Origin of the sequence: Pandoraea sp. SD6-2 (assembly GCF_000389825.1) — a bacterium.
GTDB lineage: Bacteria > Pseudomonadota > Gammaproteobacteria > Burkholderiales > Burkholderiaceae > Pandoraea > Pandoraea communis.
Window position 1 is genome coordinate 31,538 of the sequence record NZ_KB944451.1, and the last position, 24,268, is coordinate 55,805.

At 63.7% G+C, this 24,268-nt stretch carries 25 protein-coding genes and 2 pseudogenes; 12 read left to right on the forward strand and 15 right to left on the reverse strand.

Translation table 11 applies throughout. The features are described 5' to 3' along the window. Positions 1–228: 228 nt before the first annotated feature. Entirely contained in the window at positions 229–1,317 is a 1,089-nt protein-coding gene (locus C266_RS14585; protein WP_010806017.1) for a LuxR family transcriptional regulator, read from the forward strand. A gap of 33 nt (positions 1,318–1,350) precedes the next feature. On the opposite strand, the gene C266_RS14590 is transcribed toward C266_RS14585, so the two are convergent. The 10 genes and pseudogenes from C266_RS14590 to C266_RS14630 form a co-directional block, all read right to left on the reverse strand. Next, positions 1,351–2,928 carry a diguanylate cyclase gene (locus tag C266_RS14590; protein WP_081636298.1) on the reverse strand — a complete coding sequence of 526 codons (1,578 nt, stop codon included), beginning with the start codon at positions 2,926–2,928 and terminating at the stop codon, positions 1,351–1,353. A 33-nt stretch (positions 2,929–2,961) separates the two neighbouring features. Further along, complete coding sequence (locus tag C266_RS14595) at positions 2,962–3,714, reverse strand: YoaK family protein (protein ID WP_010806019.1); 753 nt, start codon at positions 3,712–3,714, stop codon at positions 2,962–2,964. A gap of 232 nt (positions 3,715–3,946) precedes the next feature. Next, positions 3,947–4,993, reverse strand: coding sequence for an ABC transporter substrate-binding protein (locus C266_RS14600; RefSeq protein WP_010806020.1), 1,047 nt, complete (start codon positions 4,991–4,993; stop codon positions 3,947–3,949). A gap of 79 nt (positions 4,994–5,072) precedes the next feature. After that, complete coding sequence (locus C266_RS14605) at positions 5,073–6,209, reverse strand: FAD-binding oxidoreductase (protein ID WP_010806021.1); 1,137 nt, start codon at positions 6,207–6,209, stop codon at positions 5,073–5,075. Further along, a complete protein-coding gene (locus C266_RS14610) occupies positions 6,202–7,626 on the reverse strand; it encodes an NAD(P)/FAD-dependent oxidoreductase (RefSeq protein WP_010806022.1) in 1,425 nt (474 codons plus the stop codon). The genes C266_RS14605 and C266_RS14610 overlap by 8 nt, the downstream gene beginning before the upstream one ends. After that, on the reverse strand, positions 7,619–8,005 hold the full coding sequence (locus C266_RS14615) for a (2Fe-2S)-binding protein (protein WP_010806023.1): 387 nt from the start codon (positions 8,003–8,005) through the stop codon (positions 7,619–7,621). The genes C266_RS14610 and C266_RS14615 overlap by 8 nt, the downstream gene beginning before the upstream one ends. 20 nt (positions 8,006–8,025) lie before the next feature. Then, the gene (locus C266_RS14620; protein ID WP_010806024.1) at positions 8,026–8,820 is read right to left on the reverse strand and encodes an ABC transporter permease; all 795 of its coding nucleotides are present in this window, start codon (positions 8,818–8,820) and stop codon (positions 8,026–8,028) included. Between the two features lie 42 nt (positions 8,821–8,862). Further along, complete coding sequence (locus tag C266_RS14625) at positions 8,863–9,768, reverse strand: ABC transporter permease (RefSeq protein WP_010806025.1); 906 nt, start codon at positions 9,766–9,768, stop codon at positions 8,863–8,865. Then, positions 9,761–10,030: pseudogene (locus C266_RS28420) on the reverse strand (TOBE domain-containing protein); the annotation flags it as partial. The pseudogene C266_RS28420 and the gene C266_RS14625, both read right to left, overlap by 8 nt. A 98-nt stretch (positions 10,031–10,128) precedes the next feature. Continuing rightward, positions 10,129–10,855 (reverse strand): annotated as a pseudogene (locus C266_RS14630) (ABC transporter ATP-binding protein); the annotation flags it as partial. Positions 10,856–11,152: 297 nt separating this feature from the next. Between C266_RS14630 and C266_RS14635 the strand changes: the two are divergent. Next, positions 11,153–12,022 carry an IclR family transcriptional regulator gene (locus C266_RS14635; RefSeq protein ID WP_010806027.1) on the forward strand — a complete coding sequence of 290 codons (870 nt, stop codon included), beginning with the start codon at positions 11,153–11,155 and terminating at the stop codon, positions 12,020–12,022. Positions 12,023–12,220: 198 nt separating this feature from the next. Beyond that, the gene (locus C266_RS14640; protein ID WP_010806028.1) at positions 12,221–12,697 is read left to right on the forward strand and encodes an OsmC family protein; all 477 of its coding nucleotides are present in this window, start codon (positions 12,221–12,223) and stop codon (positions 12,695–12,697) included. Positions 12,698–12,717: 20 nt separating this feature from the next. On the opposite strand, the gene C266_RS14645 is transcribed toward C266_RS14640, so the two are convergent. Next, positions 12,718–13,356, reverse strand: coding sequence for a glutathione S-transferase family protein (locus tag C266_RS14645; RefSeq protein ID WP_010806029.1), 639 nt, complete (start codon positions 13,354–13,356; stop codon positions 12,718–12,720). A 498-nt stretch (positions 13,357–13,854) separates the two neighbouring features. Here C266_RS14645 and C266_RS14650 point away from each other — a divergent pair, with 498 nt between their 5' ends. Beyond that, positions 13,855–14,421 (forward strand): flavin reductase family protein, encoded by a 567-nt coding sequence (locus C266_RS14650; RefSeq protein WP_010806030.1) that lies wholly within the window; start codon positions 13,855–13,857, stop codon positions 14,419–14,421. A 49-nt stretch (positions 14,422–14,470) separates the two neighbouring features. Here the strand turns inward: C266_RS14650 and C266_RS14655 are convergent, their stop codons facing one another. Further along, entirely contained in the window at positions 14,471–14,779 is a 309-nt protein-coding gene (locus tag C266_RS14655) for a hypothetical protein (RefSeq protein ID WP_010806031.1), read from the reverse strand. Here C266_RS14655 and C266_RS14660 point away from each other — a divergent pair. The 4 genes from C266_RS14660 (at position 14,778) to C266_RS14675 (ending at position 19,591) form a co-directional block, all read left to right on the forward strand. Further along, positions 14,778–15,836, forward strand: coding sequence for a sensor domain-containing diguanylate cyclase (locus tag C266_RS14660; RefSeq protein WP_010806032.1), 1,059 nt, complete (start codon positions 14,778–14,780; stop codon positions 15,834–15,836). The genes C266_RS14655 and C266_RS14660 overlap by 2 nt on opposite strands. Before the next feature lie 34 nt (positions 15,837–15,870). Beyond that, positions 15,871–16,452: a TMEM175 family protein gene (locus C266_RS14665; protein ID WP_010806033.1), complete on the forward strand. Its 582-nt coding sequence runs from the start codon at positions 15,871–15,873 to the stop codon at positions 16,450–16,452. Positions 16,453–16,528: 76 nt separating this feature from the next. Further along, positions 16,529–16,747, forward strand: coding sequence for an RNA-binding S4 domain-containing protein (locus C266_RS14670; protein WP_010806034.1), 219 nt, complete (start codon positions 16,529–16,531; stop codon positions 16,745–16,747). Positions 16,748–16,945: 198 nt separating this feature from the next. Next, a complete protein-coding gene (locus tag C266_RS14675) occupies positions 16,946–19,591 on the forward strand; it encodes an EAL domain-containing protein (protein ID WP_010806035.1) in 2,646 nt (881 codons plus the stop codon). A gap of 1 nt (position 19,592) precedes the next feature. Here C266_RS14675 and C266_RS14680 read toward each other — a convergent pair whose 3' ends face one another. Next, the gene (locus C266_RS14680; RefSeq protein WP_010806036.1) at positions 19,593–19,826 is read right to left on the reverse strand and encodes a DUF3717 domain-containing protein; all 234 of its coding nucleotides are present in this window, start codon (positions 19,824–19,826) and stop codon (positions 19,593–19,595) included. Positions 19,827–20,127: 301 nt separating this feature from the next. On the opposite strand from C266_RS14680, the gene C266_RS14685 reads away from it, so the two are divergent. The 4 genes from C266_RS14685 (at position 20,128) to C266_RS14700 (ending at position 22,097) form a co-directional block, all read left to right on the forward strand. Beyond that, positions 20,128–20,565, forward strand: a complete 438-nt coding sequence (locus C266_RS14685) for a hypothetical protein (protein WP_144265838.1) — start codon at positions 20,128–20,130, stop codon at positions 20,563–20,565. 87 nt (positions 20,566–20,652) lie between these two features. Continuing rightward, entirely contained in the window at positions 20,653–20,973 is a 321-nt protein-coding gene (locus tag C266_RS14690) for a hypothetical protein (protein ID WP_010806038.1), read from the forward strand. Positions 20,974–21,402: 429 nt separating this feature from the next. Beyond that, positions 21,403–21,711: a hypothetical protein gene (locus C266_RS14695; RefSeq protein ID WP_010806039.1), complete on the forward strand. Its 309-nt coding sequence runs from the start codon at positions 21,403–21,405 to the stop codon at positions 21,709–21,711. A gap of 191 nt (positions 21,712–21,902) precedes the next feature. Then, on the forward strand, positions 21,903–22,097 hold the full coding sequence (locus C266_RS14700; RefSeq protein WP_010806040.1) for a rubredoxin: 195 nt from the start codon (positions 21,903–21,905) through the stop codon (positions 22,095–22,097). Positions 22,098–22,177: 80 nt separating this feature from the next. Here the strand turns inward: C266_RS14700 and C266_RS14705 are convergent, their stop codons facing one another. Next, positions 22,178–22,420 carry a hypothetical protein gene (locus C266_RS14705; RefSeq protein ID WP_246189778.1) on the reverse strand — a complete coding sequence of 81 codons (243 nt, stop codon included), beginning with the start codon at positions 22,418–22,420 and terminating at the stop codon, positions 22,178–22,180. 229 nt (positions 22,421–22,649) lie between these two features. Beyond that, positions 22,650–24,233, reverse strand: coding sequence for a sensor domain-containing diguanylate cyclase (locus tag C266_RS14710; RefSeq protein ID WP_010806042.1), 1,584 nt, complete (start codon positions 24,231–24,233; stop codon positions 22,650–22,652). Positions 24,234–24,268: the final 35 nt, after the last annotated feature.

The following is a 24,268-nucleotide window of genomic DNA, read 5'->3' on the forward strand; positions in this document are numbered from 1 at the left end:
GTTTGACGTGTTGGATGTCTTGGATCTGTTCCGGGACGCGCCTGCATCGAGGCTTCCCGATCACATTCCGCCTTCCCGATATGGCTGCATTGTCGCAGCGACGAGACACCTTGTCGCCTGCATAAATCACAGTTGACGCCCCTCTCAATTTCGACAGCCCATTCTGCTACACTTCGCAAAAATCGAGCCTCAGGCTCGGCAGAAATACCGTGACCACGGGGGAATCTCATGTCGAACGACGTCAGTTTGCGGCGGGCATCGGATGCGGTCCGGGCGGTCGGCGCCGGAGGCGCAGACTGGCTCGATGTCGTGCACACTGCACGCGAGTTTCTCGGCGCGGACGCCGCCACATTCCTGTGTCATGACAAACAAAGCCGCTCGGTTCGCTTCGTCGAACAGTCCGGGCACGAAGCCCGGTTGATCGAGGAATACGCTCAGCTTTACTACCAATACGACGATTCTACCCGCCGCTTCTGGGACGCCCCGGCCGGCACCTGGTTCGACTCGTCCATCGCGCTCAAACACGAATCACAAAACGACCGCGTGTTCTGGAACGAGTTCATGCGGCCAAATCAACTCCAACAGTTGGTCGGCGTCGTGATCTGCAATGACGACGATACCCTCACTGCCCTGAGCATCCAGCGCACGCATGTCGTCGAGCCGACCTTCGCTAACACTGCGAAGATCGCGGCGTACGAACGCCAGCTTGCCGCGGCCTTCGCGGCCCGGCGGGCGGCCGCCCGGGCGAGCCTCGACGCACTCAGCCAGATGCTCGATCCCACCCTCGAGGGCTTTCTCATTGCATCGCCCGACGGATGGGTGCTGGAATGTGCACCGGGGCTCGACATACTGCTGGGCGGCAATGACAGCCAGCTCATGCTCAAGCAGCGCCGCCTCGTGCATCGCCAGCCCGAATGGCAAAACCGGTTGATGAATTCTCTCCGGCAGGTCAGCGTCAGCCGACAACCCGCGTCGCTGGTCCTGCCCGACTCGTGGGGACATGCCTACCGGACGACGTTGCGCCCGCTTGGCCGTCAGATGAATCACGGATTGCGCGCAGCAGTCGGTGTGCGCATCGAACGGCGCAGCATCTTCAATGTTCCAGGCGAAACCGCTCTGCGCCAGCATTTTTCGCTGACGCAAGCCGAAGCCCGCCTCTTCCATCATCTTGTCGCGGGATTGACGATCGGCGAATGCAGCGAGGTGCTGGGCCTGGGCACCAGCACGCTGCGCACCCAGCTATCGGCCATTCTGCGCAAGACGGGCTGCCATCGTCAGGGGGAACTGCTGCGACTTGCTACCATGCTGGTGCCGTAGCCACCGGGGCGGTGCACGCCTCGGCGCACCCCTTTACGACACGTCGCCCGCCTTCCCCACCTCGTCACCGGAAAGGTCCGGCTCGCGCAGCACGATGGTGCTGACACGATTGCGGCCGCTTTGCTTCGCGATGAAAAGCTGCTCGTCGGCCGCCTTCAGCACAGCATCGGCGCTGTCGCATGCGCCCGCGACACCCGTCGCCGCACCAACGCTCACCGTGACCTGGCCCGCTGCGCTGCCCACATGGGCAATGTGCAGACGCTCCACGTCGCGGCGAACCTGCTCGGCCACAGCAGCCGCGCCTGCGGCATCCGTATCGGGCAAGACCACCGCGAACTCCTCGCCTCCGTATCGCGCCACCATATCGGCTTCGCGTCGTATGTGGCCGCCGATGTTCTTCGCGACGGCGCGCAATACGCTGTCGCCAAACGAATGGCCGTACTCGTCGTTCAAGTGCTTGAAATGATCGATGTCCACGAACAGGACGGAGAACGGACTGCCCGAGCGTTTTGCGCGTCGCCACTCGCGTGCGAGCTTGGCGTCGAGTGCACGCCGGTTGCTCAGCCCCGTCAGGCCATCGGTCACGGACAGGTTCACGAGCCGTGCCGCCGTGCTCGCGCGCGTGCGAATCGCCGCAACGAGCAACCACGAGCCTGCGATGAGGGTTGCCGCACAGATAGTCGCTATCGAGCCGAATATCAGGGCGTGACGGCGCCACTCACGCTCGAGCGCCCGCGTCGACGGTGTCACCACCACATACATCGATGCGCCCGGCACACGTACCGACCGGTAGTCCGTGGCGCGCGCGCCCTCGGGAAACGAGAGTGCCGCCGTCAGATTCTGCTCGCGCGTCGCATTTCCCGGCAGATTGACGAGCGTTCCCGGCCTGGCTCGCTCGCACGGGCTGCACGCCAGCACCGTGCCCTTCTCCTCCACGACGTCGATGCTCTTCAGGTCGGACGAATCGCTGACGTTCGCCTGCGCGCCCAGCCGATCGAGCCGCAACGCGATGACCGCCACACCGGCAAACGAACGATCCTCAGCGGAAATGCGGCGGGTGAGCGCCACCGACAGCACGCCGCCATGCGTTCGCGACGCGTAAGGTTGCGAGATATAGAGTCCCAGTGACGGATTCGCTTCATGGGAGCGGAAATAATCGCGGTCGGCCACATTCACCGTCTTGTCGTGAACGGGATCGAGCGGCGCAGCAATCCGCCCTGACTTGTTCACGACATACGCGTCATAGAGAAAGTCGCGGCTCAGCGTCTGCCCGAAACGCACCCGGTCGCGCACCCGCTCGGGAAAAAGCGGCAACTGCGAATCCTCGGCCTCGCGCACCATGTCCTTGAGCAGCGTGTCGTAGATCGCAATATTTCCGCCCAGACTCACCGCCACGACAGACGCCACACTCTGGGCCCGCTCGAGCGCGTGGTCGTAGCGGGCTTGCCGGTCGGCGCGTAATAGCATCGCCACCCCGATCAGAATCGCCAGCGCAATGACGGTGCCCACGATGCCGACCATCGATGGATAGTCGTCAAATTTGTCGAACAGGGCGCGTCGCCGGCGTCCAACCCACGTCCGCAGACCGGGCACACTCAAGCGTGTAGTCATAGTTATTGGCCTGATGGAATGCGAGCGCTGAGGTCAGTGAGGATGTCGTCGTGCAATGTCGTCGAGCAACGGCACGATGGCCAGCGTAACGAGCACCAATGCAAGCGGAATGGTCGCCGAGAAACCGAGATACTTGAAGCCGAGCGCGCCTGCCAGCCCGCCCAGGAAGAACATACCCAGCAACGAACAGAGCAAACGCAGCTTCTGCCGGTCCCCCATCACGCGCGGCAGCTCGCGCGCGACACCGGGCCGGTTCCAGTAGCCCAGCTTACCCAGCTCGATACCGATGTCGGTCACCAGCCCCGTGACATGCGTCGTTCGAATCTCGGCCCGGGAAATCTTGGTGATGATGGCGTTTTGCAACCCCATGACATAGCACAGCAAGCCCACGGTGGCCGGCACGTACAGCACGCGGTGGTGTTCGAGATTGGCGCCCATCGCACCGAACGTCAGCAGCAGCACCGCTTCAAACATCAGCGGTGCGGCGTATTCGCTATGCGTATGGTGGCGCCGTCCCCAATGAACCAGCACGGTCGAGGTCACGGCACCCAGCAGGAACGACATCAAGGCGCTCAAACCGGAAAGCACGAGCACGAGTTGCCCGAGCGCGAGATTGTCGGAGAGCGCCGCGACAATGCCCGACATATGCGACGTGTACATCCCGACAGCGAGGAAACCGCCCGCATTCGCCGCGCCAGCCACGAACGCGAGCGAGCAGCCCAGACGCCGGTTCGCCGCTTCCGTGCGTACTGGCTGGGTGAATCCACGTAGGTAGTTGATCGGCATCGCGCATGAGTTCAAAAGCTGGGCACAAGCGGTATTCTAATGCGCGTTGACGCTATATCAACGGCTATATCGCGCCCCCGTGCGTGGCCCATGCCCCATGAAGGGAAAGGAAACGGGATCGAGTGCTATTGCCTGCGTGAGAAATCGGGACGAAAAAAACGCCGGGCCACAGGCCCGGCGTTCTTCATTGTCGAGGCGACTGACACGCCCGCACGAGGCAACCGCGTCGAGATTACTGCTCGATCTGACGGTTCCAGCGCTGATCCCACTGCGCGCGACGCTGATTGATGGCGTCCCAATCCACGGTCTTGAGGTGCTTGACCAGATCGTCGATCTTGCCCAGACGCTTCTGCATCGCGGGCGGCACGCTCGCTTGCGTGTTGGTCGGAATGTAGGCACCGGCAGCGGCCGCCAGCGACTGGCCCTTAGCCGACAGCAGGTACTGCGCGAGCTTCTGTGCCATGGCGTTGTCCGGGCTGTTTTTCACCACGCACAGGTCGACAAGCAACTGCACCGCACCTTCCTTGGGCGCGACGTACCCCGCCTGAATGCCCTTGTCCTGCAAGTCGCTCACGGCCGTCGGGGTCAGCGGGAAGATGGCCGCTTCGCCGGTCTGGATCATCTCCGAGAGCTTGGCCGAGTTCGGGATGTACTCGACAACGTTCGGCCCCACGGTGGTGGCCCACTTGGTGAAACCCGGCTCGACGTTCGTCTCGCTGCCGCCCCAGATGCGGTTCAGCGCGAGGAAGGCGTGCAGACCGAACGTGCTGCTCGATGCCGACTGGAACACAACCTTGCCCTTGTACTTCGGATCGGCGAAGTCGCTCCACGACGTCGGCGCGGCCCAGCCCTTGTCCTTGAAGAGCTTGGTGTTGTAGCCGATACCGGTCATGCCCAGTTGCACGCCGGCGCCCATGTCGTCCTTCACGCGGGCAGACGGCATCAGTTCCTTGAGCACAGGCGAATCGTCGAGCTTCTGGCATACGCCCATGCTGATCGCGCGCGCCATCACGCCGTCGTCCAGAAACACGACATGCATCTGCGGGCTGTTACGGTTGGCGAGCAGTTTGGCCAGCACGTCGGACGACGTGCCCGGCACGACCACGACCTTCACGTTGTTGGCCTTCTCGAACGCCGGGAAAACCTGGCTCGTGTAAGCCTTTTCCATCGGGCCGCCATTCATGCCGATGTAGAGCGTTTTGGTCTGCGACCAGGCCGCGCTGCTCGCGCCCAATGCCAGCGCCGCAGCGCACATGACGACCTTTCGGGATAGCTTCATCGTGGTTCTCCTTGCGTTTCCAGGGGTAAGGAATGTAGTTTTTGGGACGGACTCTGAACGTACGGGATTCGTTTGCGCGTCATGCCTCGGCCGTGACCGGTGCGAACCGGTCGACGGCAAATGCCTCGATGGGTGTTGCCGTCTCACCGCTCGCGACCAGATCGGCGAGGACTTCGCCAACGCCGGGGGCCAGCAGGAAACCACCGCCCGAGAAGCCGAAGGCGTGCACGAGGCGCGGTGTCGTGCGGCTCATGCCGATGATTGGGTTGTTGTCGGGCGTCTCGCCCTCCACACCGCTCCATGTGCGAATCAGTAACGCGTTACGCAGCCCCGGCAGCAACGCGCAGGCCTCGCGCATCACCGCGCGCGTGGTGTCGGCCGACGGCTGGGCGTATTCTCCGTCGCCGGTGCCGCGTCCGCCACCGATGACGCAGTTGCCGCGCTCGACCTGACGCGCGTATACCCCGCCGCCGTACACCCCGAGATTGTGGGCGACGAACTTCGGCAGCGGTTCGGTCACCCACATGTTCGGATAGATGGCATGCATCGGCACGTGCTCGCCGAACGTGCCGGCAATATGATTCGCCCAGGCACCGGAAGTGTTGAGCAGCCAGTCGGCGCACACATGCAACGCGTCACCTTGCGCGGGTTGGGCCGTGAGCTGGAAGCGCACGCCATCGTGAACCACCGACGTGATCGGGGTGCGCTCACGCACGTCGGCGCCCAGCGCACGGGCCGCACGCGCAAAGGCCGGCGACACCAGACGCGGATTCGCATGCCCATCGCTCATGCACAGCGAGCCGCCGATCGCACCGTCGCCCAGCCACGGAAAGCGCCGGCGAAACTCGGCACCCCGCAATACGGTTGTGGCCAGACCGTAACGGCTCGCCATTTCCGACCACGCGTCGAGCGGCGCCAGATCGCTCTCGCGACGGGCAAGACGCAGATGGCCCGAACGCACGAATTCGCCGTCGATGCCGATCAGCTCAGGCAGACGATCCCAAATCCGGCGCGCGCGCATCGCGAGCGGCAGTTGTTCTTCCGGACGCCCCTGACAGCGCACGCCGCCGTAGTTCACGCCGCTGGCCTGCGCGCCGCAATAGCGCCGCTCGAACAGCGCAACGCGCAAACCGCGCTCGGCCAGCGCTCGCGCGGCCGATGCCCCCACCAACCCGCCACCGGCGACGACGACGTCGTAATGCAAGGTCTCACTCATCGCGCGCCTCCTCGGGGATGGCCGCAACGTTCTCGTCGAACAGCATCGGTGCAATCGGAATCGGTTTGATAGGGGCCTGCGCGCGCAGACGCCCCACTTGTGCAAGCGTCTGCCCGCTCACCTGCGCCAGCAGATGGCACGCCGCCTCGCCGCACATACGGCCCTGACAGCGCCCCATGCCCACCCGCGTGAGCGCCTTGAGCCGGTTGATTTCGGTAACGCCGTCATGGCGCACGCAATCGCGCAACGTGCGTGCATCGACTTCTTCGCAACGGCAAACGAGCATGTCGTCGGGCCAATGCACCGACGGATCTTCCGGCATTGCGAACGCTTGCTCGATCCCCTCGCGAAAGCGGCGAATACCGGCAAGCTTGCGTTCGATGACGGCTGCATCGGGGGCGTCGGGAGTCACCGGCGACGCGATCCCGAGATCCTCGAGCAAGGCCAGTGCCGCGCGGCGGCCCGCGAGTTCGGCCGCGTCTGCGCCGGCAATACCCGCGCCATCGCCTGCCAGATAGATGCCCGGTTGCGAACTGCGGCCAGCCGCGTCACGCTCGGGCAGCCAGCATCGACTGAGTTCGTCGAAAACGAAACGGCAACCGGCCAGATCGGCCAGCTGCGTCTCGGGGCGCAGGCCAAAGCCCAATCCGACCGCGCTGCATTCGAGCGTGTGTTCGCGGCCGTCGCGCCGCCAGCGAATCGCCCGCACCCCCGCCGTGCCGTCAACCCCTTCGAGCGTCACACCCTGTTCGATGCGGATACCGTGCGCACGCAGCCATCCCACGTAATAGAGGCCCTTGGCGAAGGTGGCCGGCTGATTCAGCAGGCGTGGCGTGGCCTTGACCTGGCTGGCGAACGCGCTAGTGTCGAGCACGGCCACCACGTTCGCACCGGCCCTCGCATATTGGTACGCCACGAGATACAGCAGTGGCCCGGTGCCCGCGAACACCACGCGATCGCCAATGGCACAGCCCTGCGCCTTGAGCGCCACTTGCGCGCCGCCCAGCGTGTACACGCCCGGCAACGTCCAGCCCGGCAACGGCAGCACGCGATCGGTCGCGCCGCTCGCAACGATCAGATGCGTGAACGGCACCGGCTTTTCGCGGCCGCCGTGCATTGTGTGGAGTTGCTTCGGATCGCAGGCCCAGACCAGTGTCTCGGGTCGATAGTCGATCTGCGGCAACAGCGCCGCCATTGTGTTGTGGATGGCGTCGGCCTTGGCGGCCTCGAAGCCGTACAGCGCCTGCTTGGTTCGCGTGAACCCCGCCCCCGCCGGGGGTTGCCGGTAAATCTGCCCGCCCCAGCGAATGTTCTCGTCGAGCACGATGGGATGCAGACCGGCCGCCACGAGCGTCTGCGCTGCACGTATGCCGGCAGGGCCTGCGCCCACGATGACGATCTCGGAACGCTCAGTCATGCGAGCCTCCGTGCACCGCATTGGCTTCGGTCGCGCGGGTCAGAATACGCATGCCCTCGTGTACCGGCGTTGTGCAGGCGCGCAGACGCGAAAGCTGCGCGCTGCCCCCTGCGACAGGCACGGATTCGCAACGCACCCAACAGTCCTGGCACGCGCCGATCAGGCAAAAGCCTGCGCGTGGCGTGCCGCTGAATTCGCTGATGCGCACATGACGCTGATGCGTGAGGATGGCCGTGAGCAGGGTATCGCCCGCAAGCGCCTGCACTGGCTCGCCGTCAAGATAGAACGTGACAGGCGAGCGCGACGTTTCGGCAAGACGGGTCAGTTGCGAATGACCAGGCGCGCGTGAGTCTGGCGAAGAATGAAAAGAGCGGGTCATGAGATCTGCTTAGCGCGCGTTCAATGCTGGCCGATCAGGATGCGGTTCAGGCCGTAGACACGGTCGAGCAGCAGCATCGCGCCCAGTGTCACGGCAATGACCAGCGCCGAGACGGACGCCATCATCGGATCGATCGACTCGGTCGCGTACATGTACATGCGCACGGGCAGCGTGACCGTTTGCGGCGCCGTGAGGAAGACGGACATCGTCAGTTCGTCGAAGCTGTTGATGAACGCGAGCAGCCAGCCGCCGGTAATGCCCGGCAGAATCATCGGCATGGTCACGCGCCGGAAGGTCGTCCATGCACCTGCGCCCAGCGACGCCGCCGCGTGTTCGACGCTGCGGTCGAGCCCGCTGATCGACGCCAGCACGAGGCGCATGATGAACGGCGTCACGACGATCATGTGTGCAAAGGTCAGCGACACAAACGAGCCGGTCATGCCGAGCATCGCGAAGAAACGCAGCAGTGCGATGCCGAGTACAAGGCCCGGAATCACCAGCGGCGAGAGCAGCAGGCCGTTGAGGAAGTTACGCCCCGGAAAGCGCGATCGGCCGATGGCCAGTGCCGCAGGCAGCGCGATCACCAGCGAGAGCGTGGCCGAGAGGACCGCCAGCTTCAGGCTGGTGAAGAACGACGCGATGAAATCGGGATAGTCGAGAATCGCGCGGAACCAGCGCAGCGACACGCCGCGCGTAGGCAGCGAGAGCGTTTGTTCCGGCGTGAACGCGACCAGCACGACGATGATCATCGGCGCGAGGACGAAGAGGATGACGAGCGTATGGAACGCAAGCGCCAGAGGACTGTTTTTACGCATAATGGCGAATAGGTTCTGTTCTGCGGGAGACGTGCCCTGGCCTTAACCCATGCTGCGCGAATAGCGGCGCTCGAGCAGGCGGTAGTACGTCAGCATCACGATCAGGTTCGCCGCGAGCAGCAGCACGGCGATGGTCGCGCCCAGCGGCCAGTTCAGCGAACTCAGGAACTGGTCGTACACGGCAGTGGCGGCAACCTTGAGGCGGCGTCCGCCCAGCAGACTCGGGATCGCAAACGCGCTGGCCGACAGACCGAACACCATCAGACTGCCCGACAGAATGCCCGGCACCAGTTGCGGCAGCACGATGCGGCGCAGGGTGGTCGCAGGCGAGGCCATCAGCGACAGCGCGGCGTTCTCCGTCTGCGGATCGAGGCGTTGCAGCGATGTCCAGACCGGAATGACCATGAACGGCAGCATCACGTGCACGAGTGCGACGACGATCGCGAAGTTGGTGTACTCCATCTTGTACGGCCCCATACCGAGCAGACCGAACGCCTGATTGATCAGGCCACCGGAGCTGAGCAGCATGCTCCAGCCAAATGCACGCACCACGATCGACACGAGTAGCGGCGAGAGGATCACCAGCAAGAAAAGCGAGCGCCACGGGTCTCCCATGCGCGAGAGCACATAGGCTTCGAACGTGCCTACCACCGCGCACACCGCGGTGACCGTCAGCGAGATGCCGAACGTGCGCACGAAGATCGTGTGGAAGTACGAGTCGAACAGCACTTCCTTGTAGTTCTCGAACTGGAACGCGGCAATCGGGCCGCTCGCCGGATCGAACTGATAGAAGGTGAGCGCAAACGTCATGAGCAGCGGGATGAGCACCAGCGCCACGAACAACAGCATGGCCGGGGCACTCATGACCCACATGGGCAGAAACGCATGCCAGGGGGCACGCGTGGCGGGCGCGGCGTCGGCGCGCGGCACTTGCAGCGTCTCAGCCATTCGCGCGCGCTCCCGCACAGACGAAGCGAACCGCTTCCGCCTGCCAGTCCAGACCAACCAGCGCACCTTCGCCCAGCGGCTCGCCGCCTTCGTTCTGGCAACACACGAGCACTTCGCCCAGCGCGCTGTCTACGCGGTACAACCACTGGCTGCCGAGGAAGAAGCGGCTCGTGACCGTGGCTGGCAGACGGCCCGCCGATGGCGCGCACAAACGCACCTTTTCCGGGCGCAAGCACATGGTGATGGCGTCGCCCACCGCCATGCCGCGATCCTGGACCGAGAGATCCGCCAGCGATGCACGCTGCATGAGTTGCGCGCCCAGTTCGATATGCAGATGTTCATCGTCTCGCGCGGTCACACGCCCGGCCAGCATGTTGGCCTTGCCGATGAATTGCGAGACGAACGGCGTTTCCGGACGCTCGTATGCGCGGTACGGCGTGTCGACCTGCGTGATGCGTCCAGCTTCCATCACCACCACGCGATCACTGATCGACAGCGCTTCTGACTGGTCGTGCGTGACCATGATGGTGGTCGTGCCGATCTTGCGCTGGATCGAGCGCAACTCGAACTGCATGTCTTCGCGCAACTTGGCGTCGAGGTTGGACATCGGCTCGTCGAGCAGTAGTACGGGCGGCGCGATCACGACCGCGCGGGCGATCGCCACGCGCTGACGCTGACCGCCGGAGAGTTCGCGTGGAAAGCGATGACCGAGGGTGTCCAGGCGCACAAGGGCGAGCGCCTCGCGAACCCGTTCCCGACGCTCGGCCTTGTCCACACCTCGCATCTCGAGACCGAAGCCGACGTTGTCCGCCACCGTCATGTGCGGAAACAGCGCGTAGCTCTGGAACACGATGCCGAGTCCGCGCTTGTTAGGGCGCATGTGCGTAATGTCGCGCCCGTCGAGCGTAATGCGCCCGGTCGTGGTTTCGACAAAGCCCGCGATCATCTGCAACGTGGTGGTCTTGCCGCAGCCCGAAGGGCCGAGCAGCGAGACGAACTCGCCCTTTTCCACCGAGAGATTGACGTTCGAGACAGCGCTCAACTCGCCAAACGTTTTGGATACATCCGTCAAGGTCAGGAAAGACATGGTCACTACCTTCGGGCGCGTGCACGCCGCAAGAAATGCAATTGCATCGAACAGTAGCGAGCCAAAATCCCTGTCGCAAGATAACGATTCCGCGAAATGAGATAAATTTTATGATTATTTCGTTTGGCGGAATATTTAACCGATCGGCACGTGATTTCGTTTCGCATCACCGCCTCGGGACAATCCCTAACTTACGGCGAATAGTGGGTTTTTTTTCTTGTTTCGGTTAGGCAAGCCAGTTTTCAAGCAACGTCGGGTTACGCTAGTATTTCGTTTGACGGAATATTTGAGACTCTGATGAACACCTCCGATTCGCCCCGTGCGCCGAAGTCGTCGACGCTGGAAATCGCTGGCGCGGGCATTTTGCAACGCACCTTTGCCGTCATCCGTGCGCTGGGCGACGCCAAGCCCGAGGGTGAGCGCGTTACCCACATCGCCAAAGCCGTGGGCCTCAGTCAAGCGACGGTGCATCGAATTCTGCACGCGCTCATCGCGGAGCAGGTGGTGGAGCAGGACGAAACGTCCAAGCTCTACCGGCTGAGCATCGACTTCTTCGCGATGGCCGCGCAGGCCGGTAACCCGAGCGGCATGCGCACCCTTTGCCGCCCGTCGCTGCTGCGCCTTTGCGCGAGCCTCGGCGACACCATCTTCTTGCTCGTGCGCAGCAGCTTCGACGCCGTCTGTCTCGACATGTGCGAAGGCCCCTTCCCCATTCGTTCTTTCACCGGCGACATCGGCGGACGCGTGGCGCTGGGCGTCGGTCAGGGGAGTCTGGCAATTCTCGCCTTCCTGCCGGAAGCCGAGCGCGAAGAGATCATTCGTTTCAACGTGCCGCGGCTACGTGGCTACGGCGTGCTCGACGAGGTCTATCTGCGCACCGAGATCGAACGCGTACGTCAATTGGGCTATGCCGGCAGCAATAGCGGCGTGCTCGATGGCATGGCGGGAGTGGCGGTTCCTGTGTTCGACCGCACCGGGCATGCCGTCGCCGCACTGAGCGTGGGCACGCTGGCCGCGCGGCTGTCTCAGGATCGTCTGCCGATGGTCGTGGAATTGCTTCGGCGTCAGGCTGAATTGATCGGCCCGCAAACCAATCCGTTCGATGTGGCGATGCGCCGCCCGATGCACGGCCTCACACGCGCACTGACGACCGAGCCGCTGGCCTGACGCCGCCGAGAGTGCGCACACCGGGCAGGTAGCGCCGATCCGGTGAATCGCCGGGCCGGGTCGCATTTATTGATGGCCGAAAATGGCCAGCCGGGATCACGCACAACTGCGAGAATCGCGGGCGGGGTCCGGCAACACTCTCGCGCCCGGAAATTCCCACAACCTCATTGACTGCCGACCCCTTTGCGGAGACATGACATGGCATCAGGCGAACATCAGTACCGGATCGGCGTCGAGTGGACCGGCAATCAGGGCAGCGGTACGTCTGGCTATCGCGAGTACGGGCGCAATCACGAGATTCGCGCCGACGGCAAGCCGACGATCCCCGGCTCGGCCGATCCCGCCTTTCGCGGCGACGCCGCGCGCTGGAATCCCGAAGACCTGCTGGTGGCGGCCACAAGCGCTTGTCACAAGCTCTGGTATCTGCACCTCTGCGCCGAAGCTGGCGTGGTCGTCGAGCGATATGTCGACGATGCGATCGGCACCATGCTCGACACGGCGCAGGAAGGCCATTTCACGCGCATCCTGTTGCGCCCGCACGTTACGATTCGCGCCGGAGGCAACGCCGCGCTCGCGGCCGAACTGCATCATGAGGCGCACGCCAGGTGTTACATCGCCAATTCGGTCAACTTCCCCATCGACTGCGAGCCGCGCATCGACGTTCTGCCGGGCTAAGTCAGGCGGCGTCGACTCAATTAAGCCGCAAGCTGCTTGGCCAGCGCCGCATCGCGCTGCTGCGCCCGCGCAAACGACTCGCGGGCGCGAAAGCGTTCCACGTACGCCTTTACGGACGGCGTCTCCGGCACGAGCTTGAACTGCGTGAGGAAATGCATCGCATTGCCCCACAACGCGTCGGCCGCCGTGAACGACTCGCCCAGCCACCATGGACCGGCGTCCTGCGACAAATGCCGCTCAAGCGTCCACATAACCGAATCATAGTCGCCATACGGGGAGCGCGAGCGCTCGGCACTTTCGCGCCCGAGCGACTTGTCGACCACCGCCGGCTCGACACAAGAGCCGTAGAAGACCATCCAGCGCAGATAAGGCCCGCGACGCGGATCGCCCGGCATCGGCGCCAGCCCCTTCTCCGGATAGAGTTCGGCGAGATACATATAGACGGCCGCCTGTTCTGTGACGATCGCATCGCCGTGGCGGATCGCCGGCACCTTCCCCATCGGATTGAGATCGAGGTACTCAGAGCCGCGTTGCTCGCCGGTCGCGAAGCGCAGCAGTTGAAGATCGTGCTCCGCCTGCAGTTCATCGAGCAGCACGAGCACTCCCGAAGAACGGGTATTGGGAGCGTGAAAGAACGTAATGCGCCGGTCCGTCGTCATGTCGTGTCTCCAGTCCATCGTCTCGTGAAGTGCCGGTGGCCTTGGTTCGGCCGGAAACGCCCGGATCGCCGCCGTCACGTCATCGAAAATGTTACTTCATCGCCTCGGGCTCGGGCGAATTGTTCCCGGGGGGGCGGCCGCACCGGCGTCGAGCGTGTCGCTTGTCGGCGCATCGACCTGCTTCGCGCCCTAGGTTCGCGATGCACTCGGCGAGTGTCTCCGATGCGATAAATGCCGGTTCAACGTGGCGTGTTCCGCCTCAGTATAGGAGGCGCTTCCCCGCATAGCATGGGGACTCGACTAGGACGAACACATGAAATACTGCATTGGCATCTGATCCGGCACGCGCTCCCCGCACCGTGCCGTTTTGTACGGCCCGCAGTTCACCCTGCGGGCCGCCTTTTTCGAGTGTCGGCCTTCGTCGTGGGCACCATCGGTTTTTCCCGGCCGCGCTATCATGGCCGCCTGATATCACACCTCGTCTGCCGAATGCCCGCCATGACCGAACGCTTGCCCGTCGAACTTCCCAAAGCCTATCGCCTGCTTAACCATGGACCGACCGTTCTTGTGGGAAGTGCTCATGACGGACGCCGCAACGTCATGGCCGCCGCCTGGTCGATGCCGCTGGATTTCTCGCCGCCGAAAGTCGCCGTCGTCATCGACCGCAACACACTCACGCGCGAGTTGGTCGAAGCCTCCGGCGAGTTTTCGCTGAACGTGCCCGCGCGCGACATCGCCCGTGAAACACTGGCGGTCGGCTCGATCTCCGGGCGCGATACCGACAAGTTCGCCGACGGCACCGGCGTGCAGGCCTTCGATGGCTCACAAATCGCTGCACCGCTCATCGACGGATGCCTCGCGTGGCTCGAATGCCGCGTGATTCCCGAGCCGCACAATCAGGATCGCTACGATCTGTTCCTCGGCGAGGTCGTGGCGGCCTGGGCCGATCCGCGCGCGTTTCGCGACGGGCACTGGCAGTTCGAGCCCGGCGTGTCGCGCAGTCTTCATTACGTCGCCGGCGGTAACTTCTTCGCAACCGGCGAAGCATTCGAAGTCAAACCATGAGCCATTCTCTGCCCGCCGCAGACAACGCCGACCCCAAACGCGATGGCGCTCACGCCCTCACGCTCGCCGCTCGTGCCCTCTGGCGCACGAACGGTGCAATCGGTTCGATGCCGTCGCATTTGCCAAGCGCAGACAGGCGCGGCAGAATTGACGCCGCTAGCGACGCTTTCGACACGACCGGTGCCTGCGATGACAGGACCTGGGGAACGCCATCGTTCCCCCCCGGATCGCCCGCATCCCCCAAGCCGCCTGCAAAGTCAGCATCCCCATTCGGGCCGTTGCCGAACTCGCGGCCTGAGCCCTCGCCCGCAGCAATGCTGTCGTCCAACCGCCGGGCCTTGCCCGCTCGCCACGACATGACCGCCTCCGGAATCCATTCGTACGAACCGCTTGTACCCGCGTCCCTCTCACGGCTCGCGCCAACTGGCGGAGCAAGTCTCGACGAGGCGGAGCGTCTCGCGGCACTGCGCCGTTATGAGATTCTCGATACGCCGCCCGAGCCGGCGTTCGATCGCATCGTGCGGCTGGCCTCTCACCTGCTCGGCACGCCAATCGCACTCATCTCGCTGATCGACGAAACGCGCCAGTGGTTCAAGGCGCGTCAGGGCATCGATGCTGCGCAGACGCCGCGTTCGATGGCCTTCAGCGCGCACGCGATTCTCGACGACGACGTGCTCGTCGTGCCCGACGCGCGTGCCGACCGGCGCTTCGCCGACCACCCGCTGGTGACAGGAGAGCCGAACATCCGCTTCTACGCAGGCGCGCCGCTGCGCACGCCGGAAGGGCATCGTCTGGGCACACTGTGCGTGATCGACCGCCGGCCCCGCACGCTCGACGACGAGAAACGCGCCCTGCTCGCCGATCTGTCGGCGCTCGTCGTGGACGAACTCGAACTGCGTCGTGTCAACCGGGTGCTCGGCGACATGGCCATGCGCGACGGCCTGACCGGCGCGCTCAACCGCCGCGCCTTCCTCATGCAGGCCGAACGCCAGTTCGCTGCCGCCCGCGCGCAGCAACGGCGCCTGTCCGTGCTGATGCTCGACATCGATCATTTCAAGGGGGTCAACGACACCTGGGGGCATGCGATAGGCGACCGCGTCATCGCGGAGTTGACGCTGGTCTTGCGAGCAACGCTGCGCAAGGGTACTGTGATCGGCCGTCTCGGCGGTGAGGAATTCGCGGTACTGCTGCCCGAGGCCGATGCACAACGCGCGATGCAGGCGTCCGAGCGTTTGCTCACCGCCATCGGCAATGCCAGCGTGCCCGGGCCTAACGGACCGGTGCGCTTTTCTGCGAGCATCGGCATCAGCAGCCTCGCCATGGACGACGCCGATTTCGGCACGCTGCTCCAACGGACTGACCGAGCGTTGTATGCCGCCAAGCAGGCCGGCCGCAACCGCGCGGCGGTGCTGTAATCCCAACCCGCGACTAACGAAAGCGACGAGCACGATGGGTAAAAGCCGACTGGAAGCCTTCAGCGATGGTGTGATCGCCATCATCATCACGATCATGGTGCTGGAGATGAAAGCACCGCACGGCAGCGAACTGGCCGACCTCCTGCCGGTTGCGCCGACATTCCTCACCTACATCCTGAGTTACGTCTACGTTGGCCTGTACTGGAACAACCATCACCATCTTTTCCATGTCGTGCAGCGGGTCTCGGGCAGCGTGCTCTGGGCCAATCTGCACCTGCTTTTCTGGCTGTCGCTGGTCCCGTTCGTTACGCACTGGCTCGGCGAAAACCATTTCACCGCGTGGCCGACGGCGCTCTACGGCATTGTGTTGTTCATGGCGGCGATGGCCTATTACATCCTCACGCGAACCCTGCTGGCCGTGCATGAAGAAGGCGGTAACGCGAAACTCGCCACCGCCCTGGGGCGCGACGCCAAGGGCAAGCTGTCGGTGGTGGCCTACGCACTGGCCATCGGTCTGGCGTTCGCGGTGCCGGCTGTCTCGCTTGTACTGTACGCACTGGTCGCCGCCGTATGGCTGATTCCCGATCGCCGGATCGAGCACGTCCTCAGGTCGTGAGACGGCAGCGCACCCTCCGAACGATGCACGGCAACAGTCGACGGGCATCGGGTTTTTACGTAGTATCCGCTTCATCATGCAAAACGTAACTTTTGAACTCACGGGCGAATTCGTCGCCCTGAACGACTTGCTCAAGCTCACCGGTCTCGTGGATTCGGGCGGCGCGGGCAAAGTCATGGTCGCCAACGGCGTAGTCAGCGTCGACGGCCAGATCGAGACCCGCAAAACCTGCAAGATCCGCGCCGGCCAGACCGTTTCGGTCGACGGCGTGCGAATCCGCGTCAAGGCAGCCTGACGCCGACGCGCCGCTCGCGGCCTCCCGCCCCCACCCGCTGTCGTGTTGCCTGCCCCGGCAAGGCGTCGCCGTCCGACGCTCTCCCGGTTTCTCCCATGTGAGCCTGCTGTCGCAGGTCGCTATACTTGAAAGCGTTTTGGCGTGTCAGCTCAAGTCACCCCCGACAATGATCGAAGGACGTCCGAGGAGGCCCTTGCGATGGTCGTGCCCGGTTCACCGTCCGCCACCGGCACCACACCGGCCCCTGGGCGCGAAGCGCTGCTAGCGGCGCTCGACCGCTCGCTGGGCATGCTCACGCTCACGCCGGACGGCATCATCGTCGACGTCAACGACAAGCTGCTGGGCGTGTTCGGCTACGCGCGCGCCGACCTGATTGGCAAGCCGCACACCATGCTGTGCGAACCGGGCGACGCCACCTGCGGCGACGCCCTCGCCCAAGTCATCAGCACCCAACGCTCGCACACCGGACAAGTGCGCCGCCGTCGTCACGACGGCGAAGCCATCTGGCTCGAAGCGACCTACAACCCGGTATTCGACGACACCGGCAAGCTCGCCTTCGTCATCAAGCTCGCAGTGGATGTGACCGCCCGCGTGGAGCGTCAGGCGGCCGACGACGCGCGCCTCCATCTGCTGTCGCTCGGCGTCGACGAGACCGACAACGCCGTGCTCATCACCGATGCGCACGGCTGCGTGCGCTATATCAACGCAGGCTTCACGCGCATGCTGGGTTACGCCGCGAGCGAGGTGATCGGCCAGTCCGTCCACGTCCCGTCCGGCCAGTTTGGCGCGACACATGTGGGTGAGCGCTCCGATGGCTCATCGGCCATCGACGTCAGGCAGGCGCTTGCAGACTGTCTCGTCGCCGCCAGCGGCGGCCGAAGCTGTCACTGCGAAGTGCTCGTACGCACGGCGCAACATCATCCGCTGTGGGCCTCGGTCGTGACGAACCCGATTCTCGATGCGAACGGCAAGCTCCTCAACGCCGTGGTGCTGTTCACCGACATCACGCAATCGAAGATCCAGGAAGTGCTGCAACACAAGGCGCTCGCCGCGATGGTGCGCGATGCGCCGCTCGCAGAAGTGCTCACGCTCATCTGCCGGGAACTGGAGCAGATCGCCCCCGAGGTTCTGGCCTCAGTCGTGCGGGTCGATGCCGAGGGCCGGTTGCGCCCCCAGGCGGGGCCGAGCTTGCCCGCGCCGTATCACCAGATCATCGACGGCATCGCCATCGGGCCGAATGTGGGCACCTGCGGCACGGCGGCCTTTCAGGCACGGCCAGTGATCGTGACCGACATCGCGAACGACCCGCGTTGGGCCAACTTCCGTAGCATGGCTGCCGAATTCGGGCTGGCCGCGTCGTGGTCCATGCCGATCATCGCGAACGACGGACGTGTGCTCGGCGTACTCGCGTTCTATTACCGTACGGTGCGCGGCCCGGACGCCCTGCATGAACGGCTCGTCGACGTGTGCGTACATCTGTGCAAGCTGGCCTTCGAGCGGGATGAATCGCGCACGCGCATCCGTCAACTGGCTTTCTCGGACAGCCTCACCGGTCTGCCCAATCGAAGCATGCTCGGCGTGCTCGCCGCCCAGGCCATCGCCAGCGCAGACGAGCTGAACACGCGCATGGCCGTCATCTTCATCGATCTGGATCGCTTCAAGCAGATCAACGACTCGCTGGGCCATCAGGCGGGTGACGTGCTGCTGCGCACGATCGCCCAGCGCCTGCGACGCTCGCTACGCGGCGCGGATATCGTCGCGCGCTTGTCGGGCGATGAGTTCGTGGCTGTGCTCACGGAGTGCGACCCCGAACGGCTCGATATCGCCATCGAACGCATGCGCAGCGCGCTGACCGCACCGTGCCAGATCGATGGCGTGACGCTCGTGCCTTCGGGCAGTTTCGGCATCAGCCTGTATCCGAATCACGGCAAGGCGTTCGACCTGTTGCTGCAACGCGCCGACATGGCGATGTATCAGGCGAAGATGACCAGCCCGGGCAGCGCGCGCTTCTATAACGAAGACATGAACATCCACGCGCAGGAGCGGCTCGAGCTGGAGACCGCCATGCGCGACGCCCTGCGGCGCGGGAAACTCCAGCTCTTCTACCAGCCGCAAATCAATCTGCTCGACGAATCGGTGTACGGTGCCGAGGCGCTGACCCGCTGGACGCATCCACTGCACGGCGAGGTATCGCCGTCGCGCTTCATTGCCTTGGCTGAAGAATGCGGGCTGATCGGCGAACTGGGTATGTGGACGTTGCGCGAGTCATGCCGTCAACTGGCGGATTGGCGGCGGCGCGGTGTGGGCATTCAAAATGTGTCGGTCAACCTCTCACCGACCAACTTCCACGATCACGACCTGCCGCGCATGATTGCCGAGACACTCGCCGATCATGGATTGCCCCCCTCCTGCCTGGCCATCGAGATCACGGAAAGCGTACTGATGGACCACAATCCGAGCACGCTGCGCATCATCGACGAGGTCCACAGCATCGGCGTGCGTCTGTCGCTGGACGACTTCGGCACGGGTTACTCGAGCCTGAGCTACCTGCGCCGGCTGCCGGTCTCGGAACTGAAACTCGACCGCAGTTTCGTGCACGACATCACGCGCGACGAGACGGTGCGTGCCCTGACCAGCGCGATCATCAGCATCGGGCGCAATCTGCATCTCACGGTGGTGGCGGAAGGCGTGGAAGACGAAGCCCAGCGGGATCTGCTCGTCGCTCAGGGCTATCGCGTGGCACAGGGGTATCTGTTCTCCCCCGCGCTGTCGGCGGGCGACCTCGAACATTGGCTCGAACGGTGGTCGGCACGACAACGCGCCCCGAATCCCGTAGCCTCCTGAATCACGGCGCGAGGCCCAGCTCCATCTGGTGCAGCGCCGTCTCGATGGCCTGACTCTGTTCGGCGTTGAGCAAGTCGGCCGCAATACTTGTCTGGCGGCGATAGATCATCTCGCCATAGACGTCTGCCAGCGCGCGCGCCGACTGACACAGCGACCAATGACTATCGGCGGCCTGATGGCCCGTCCAGTAGTTGATCGCCTGCTCGATTTCGGCGATGGAATAATTGGCTTTCATGAGAGGTTCTGTCTCGCCGTGGAGTTGAATACTGTAATTATATACAGCACCTGGGAACGCTGAAAATCGCATTGCGTTGCACTCTGCACATGGCCCGATTCTCAGGCGCGCGTTTCGGAACTGCAACACTTGATGCGGAGCAAACTGGACACGCGTTCCGCAAGACATAAAAAATCAATAAAAATCATAAGTTTACGAATTCCGGCACGATATTGGCTTGAGGGTCCGGGAAACGCCGTGCAGCGGTTTGCGATGCTCGCGCTGCACAGGTATCCCCATGATCGCCCCGACGGAGCCAGCCATGCCGCCGAGACACGCCACACCCCAGATGCTGCCCGCTCTGCACGTTGCCGCGCCGCTACGGTACGGTCTCATTGCGTTCTGTCTACTCATCGCACCCGGCTTCGCTCGCGTCCGCGCGCAATCGATGCCGCCAACCGTCACTGCCCCCACCGATCCGTTTCATCAACCGTGTGTTGCCATCCATGCCACACCGGATGCGCACGGCAGACCTCGCCTCTTCACGCTGCCGGGCGTCGTCGCACCGATGGCAGCGGCAAACGCCATCGTCCGCAAGCAATACATCGACCTCGACGACCACTGCGCGATGCCCCCTGCCTTCGCGCCGACGCGTGACACCGACTCGACGAACGTCTGGTATGTGGGCGCCCCCGCCGATGACAGGCACGCCACCTCACGGCACTCCGGTACAAGCGCCTTGCACGGCCTCATGTCCTGAGCGGCGGCGGATGACGTTTGTTATGCTGCGTCTTTCGCGTGCATCTCTGACTTAACGCCTCGCACGCCCAGATTTTCCGGAATCTCAATGCCCGCCAATACGCCTGATACCCCCACCCCGTCCGACAAGTCGCGTCACGCCAAACCGGCACCGGCCAACGTCACACCGCCGCCGCCCGGCGCCGTGCCACTCGCCTGGGTCGGATTGCTAGCCGCCGCCGCGTGGGTGCTCAAAAGCCCGCATCCTACGTGGGGCGTCGGTGTCCTGTGCCTTTGCGCCGGGCTGATTTCGTCGTTCGGCGCGCGCCGCCGGGGTCGCATGCCGTGGCCCGCATTCTTCACGGGGCTGTTGCCCGTGGGTGTCGCGCTCTTCTTTGCGCTGCTCATGCTGCGTCCGCTATTCCGGTGACAGTTCACGGGCGAGTCACAGGGCTGACACCGTCAGGCGACAAAGCGTGCATCGATGAGTTACCCACAGCTTCTGTGGATAACCCACTGGATAACCCGGCGAGACCCCTCCGAAACGCCCGCTACCACAGGCTGTCAAGAGGATTGCCCATTTCGTCATCAGCCTTGGATAAATTTTTTACACTTGACGTTTTGCCCCGCTTCTGTGCGGAGATGTCATGGCTTTGACATGGCGCAATCCGGCGGGAAATGACCCGCCGGACTGCCCGAAAACATGAGGTTTCTCGCCAAGGGCAGGGTTCGCAGTGCAAGCGAATCGGCCTATGATGGAGTCACGCGATACCTCGCCATGCATGACTTGAGACCCCTCGCAGGGTCTGCGGCTCAGCGGCCGTCTCGCTTTTCAGTGACTTCGGGAGAACCGTCTCGTATGACCCAATCCGACAAACCGTCCGTTACTTCATCCTCGCCTGCCGACGCCCCGCTTACCGAGGCCGAGCGCGTCCATCTGGACGATCTGCTCGCGCATCACTCGGTCACCGAAACCGTTGATCGCGCCTCCGTCATCGACCTGATCAAAGCGCTGCGCTCGCCCGAGGTGAAAACGCCGGAAGACCGCGAGCGTGTGGTCAAGGAAAGCCGGCTGTGGCGGGAGGTGTCGCATCGCGATACCGCCATGTCGCTGCTCAATTCGCTTGCACAGATGGCGCCGATCTTCCTCAACCAGATTCACTGGTAAAAGCTGTCGCGCCGGTCTCCGCCGGCGCGCGCCCTCCTTTTTTTCTTCCGCGGCGCCCTTCCGCGCCACAAAGCTTCCCGTCAATTGATCTGGATTAACTTTGCGTGCGAACCATCGCCCGCGAGCAGGACGCTGTCCGATACGTGCCTTACAATGCGGGTCGCCCAAGCTTTCCCTGTTGATCCGACACCATGACCACCACGCTGGACACCCCGATCGAATTCAAGAGCTGGATCTGCCTGATCTGCGGCTGGATCTACAACGAAGCCGAAGGCGCACCGAATGACGGCCTCGCCCCCGGCACCCGATGGGTCGACGTGCCCGCTGACTGGCGCTGCCCCGAGTGCGACGTTTCGAAGGAAGATTTCGTGCTGTCGGAGTTCTGAGTCTGACAGCCGCGATAGGTTTGATGCCGGGTTCAAGCTGGTTTGGCGCTCGTGCTGCGGGCAAAGCCGCCGGCACGGCATCAGTGATGCCAGCCCCATCCCCGACCTCGGCCGCGCCAGCCACGGTCGTAGCCGCCCGACACGCCGAAGGTGACCACCGGCGCGGGCACGACATAGCCGGGCGCGTATCCCGCATCGTAGCCCGGCGCATAGCCATAATTGTCGTAGTAGCCGTACGCCGGTGAGCCGTACGGCACGGCAACACAACCGGCCATCATCACGACGACAGCCGTGCCGCCGGCCAGCATAAGTAAGCGTTTCACGATAAAACCTCCCGCATGAGTCATTCGAGTCTCGCGCGGAGAGATTGACGCCGGATCTTCGGCATGTCATCGATCGTCACCGCGCCTGCCTGACTCGTTAGACAAGCGAGTTTCCATGAAATGCGCGGTGAAGTGGCCCTTCTTTGGTTACCAAACGTGACATTGGTAACGTCGATGGAATATCGCGCGCTGGCAGCTCTTGGCCGGCACCGGGGCCTCACCTCTCGAATCAGAACACCCAGCAGCGGTCGCGACCGGCACGCTTGGCGCGATACAACGCCATGTCGGCCCGCTCGATCATGTTCATCGGCGAATCGCCTTCCTGCCACTCGGTAATGCCGAAACTCGCCGAGAAGCGCAGCGGCGGTTCGCTGCCCTCAAGCGATTCGCGCTTACAGCGCTCGCGGATGCGGTCCGCCACGCGTAGCGCATCGCGCTCGCTGGCTCCCGGAAGCAGAATCGCAAATTCCTCACCACCGATGCGACCGATCAGATCGTCACCCCGCAGCGTCGACGAACACACGAGCACAAAACGGCACAGCACCTGATCGCCAATGGCATGCCCGTAGGTGTCGTTGATCGACTTGAAGTGATCCAGATCGGCCACGATGAGGCTCATCGGGTCATGCTTGCGTTGCACCCCTTCCAGTAACTGATCGAAGCGATGGAAAAAGTAACGGCGCGTGAGGCTTCCGGTCAATTCGTCGTAACTGGCTTCGAACGCCAGTTGGTTGTTCACCGCGCGCAGCTCCTCGTTCGACAGGCGCGTCTCGCGATGCTTCACACGCTCGCGCCAGTAGGTCCATCCGGCGAGCGCCACGATAACGACACCCCCCAGATAGAGCAGGAAACACAACGCGAGGTCTTTGGCGTGCTGCCGGGTAAGCGCTTCCCAGGCGTCGACCTGTTCCACGGCGTAGACGATCAGATCGTTGCTCGAGCTTGGGCGCGACGTGATGACAAAGGGCTTGCGGAACTCGTCGAACTCCGACATCCGGTCGAGCAAGTCCTGCGGCACCCAGGCATTCGAGCGGCCAGGCGCTCGCTTGAACTGCGAGATCGGCATGCGCGCGAAGTCGTTGCGCTGGTACAGCGCCAGACGCTCGGCATCGGACAGCGACCCGACCTTGCCGTCCAGCATGAAGCGATTCTCGAAGCGCGGGTCGTTCGCCATGATGACCACGCCGTTGCCGTCGGTAACGAACGACTCGCCGCTGCCCACCCAATGACGCAGGCGCGTGAGTCCGATCTTGGTCATCACCACACCGATCAGAACACCATCGCGATACACGGGAGCGCTGAAATACAGGCCGGGCGCCTGAGGCTCCCAGCCTGCGGCGTAGCTCTCGAAACGCGCGCCCAATAGCGCATTGGTGACGTACGGCATATCGGCCACCGACTGGCCGATGGGCGACGGCGTATCACGGAAATTACTCGCAGCCGCGCATACGCCGCGCGTGTCGATCACCCAAACCCGATCGACGCCAAAGTATCCCTGAGCTCCCCTCAGAAATTCGTTGGCACGGGCCACGACCTCGGCGTCTGCGACGCCGCCGCGCGCCGGGCGCAGGACATCACGCAGCAGATCCACCTCGGCCAATGTTGAGGGAATGGCCCGCACCATCGCCAGATCCGTATTGATCGCGTGAATCATGCCGTCGGCGACCCGGTCGGCCACCGTTTGAGCGGCGTCGACACTCTGTGCGAGCTTGTCGCCGACCAACGACGTGGCAGTCCTGTCCGCCGCAACCCAGCAGGCGACCAGCACGCCGACCGAGACGCAGACGGCATAAAGCCAATGCTTTATCCTCATCCGAAAATCAAACGCTCGTTCTAATATTCTTATAC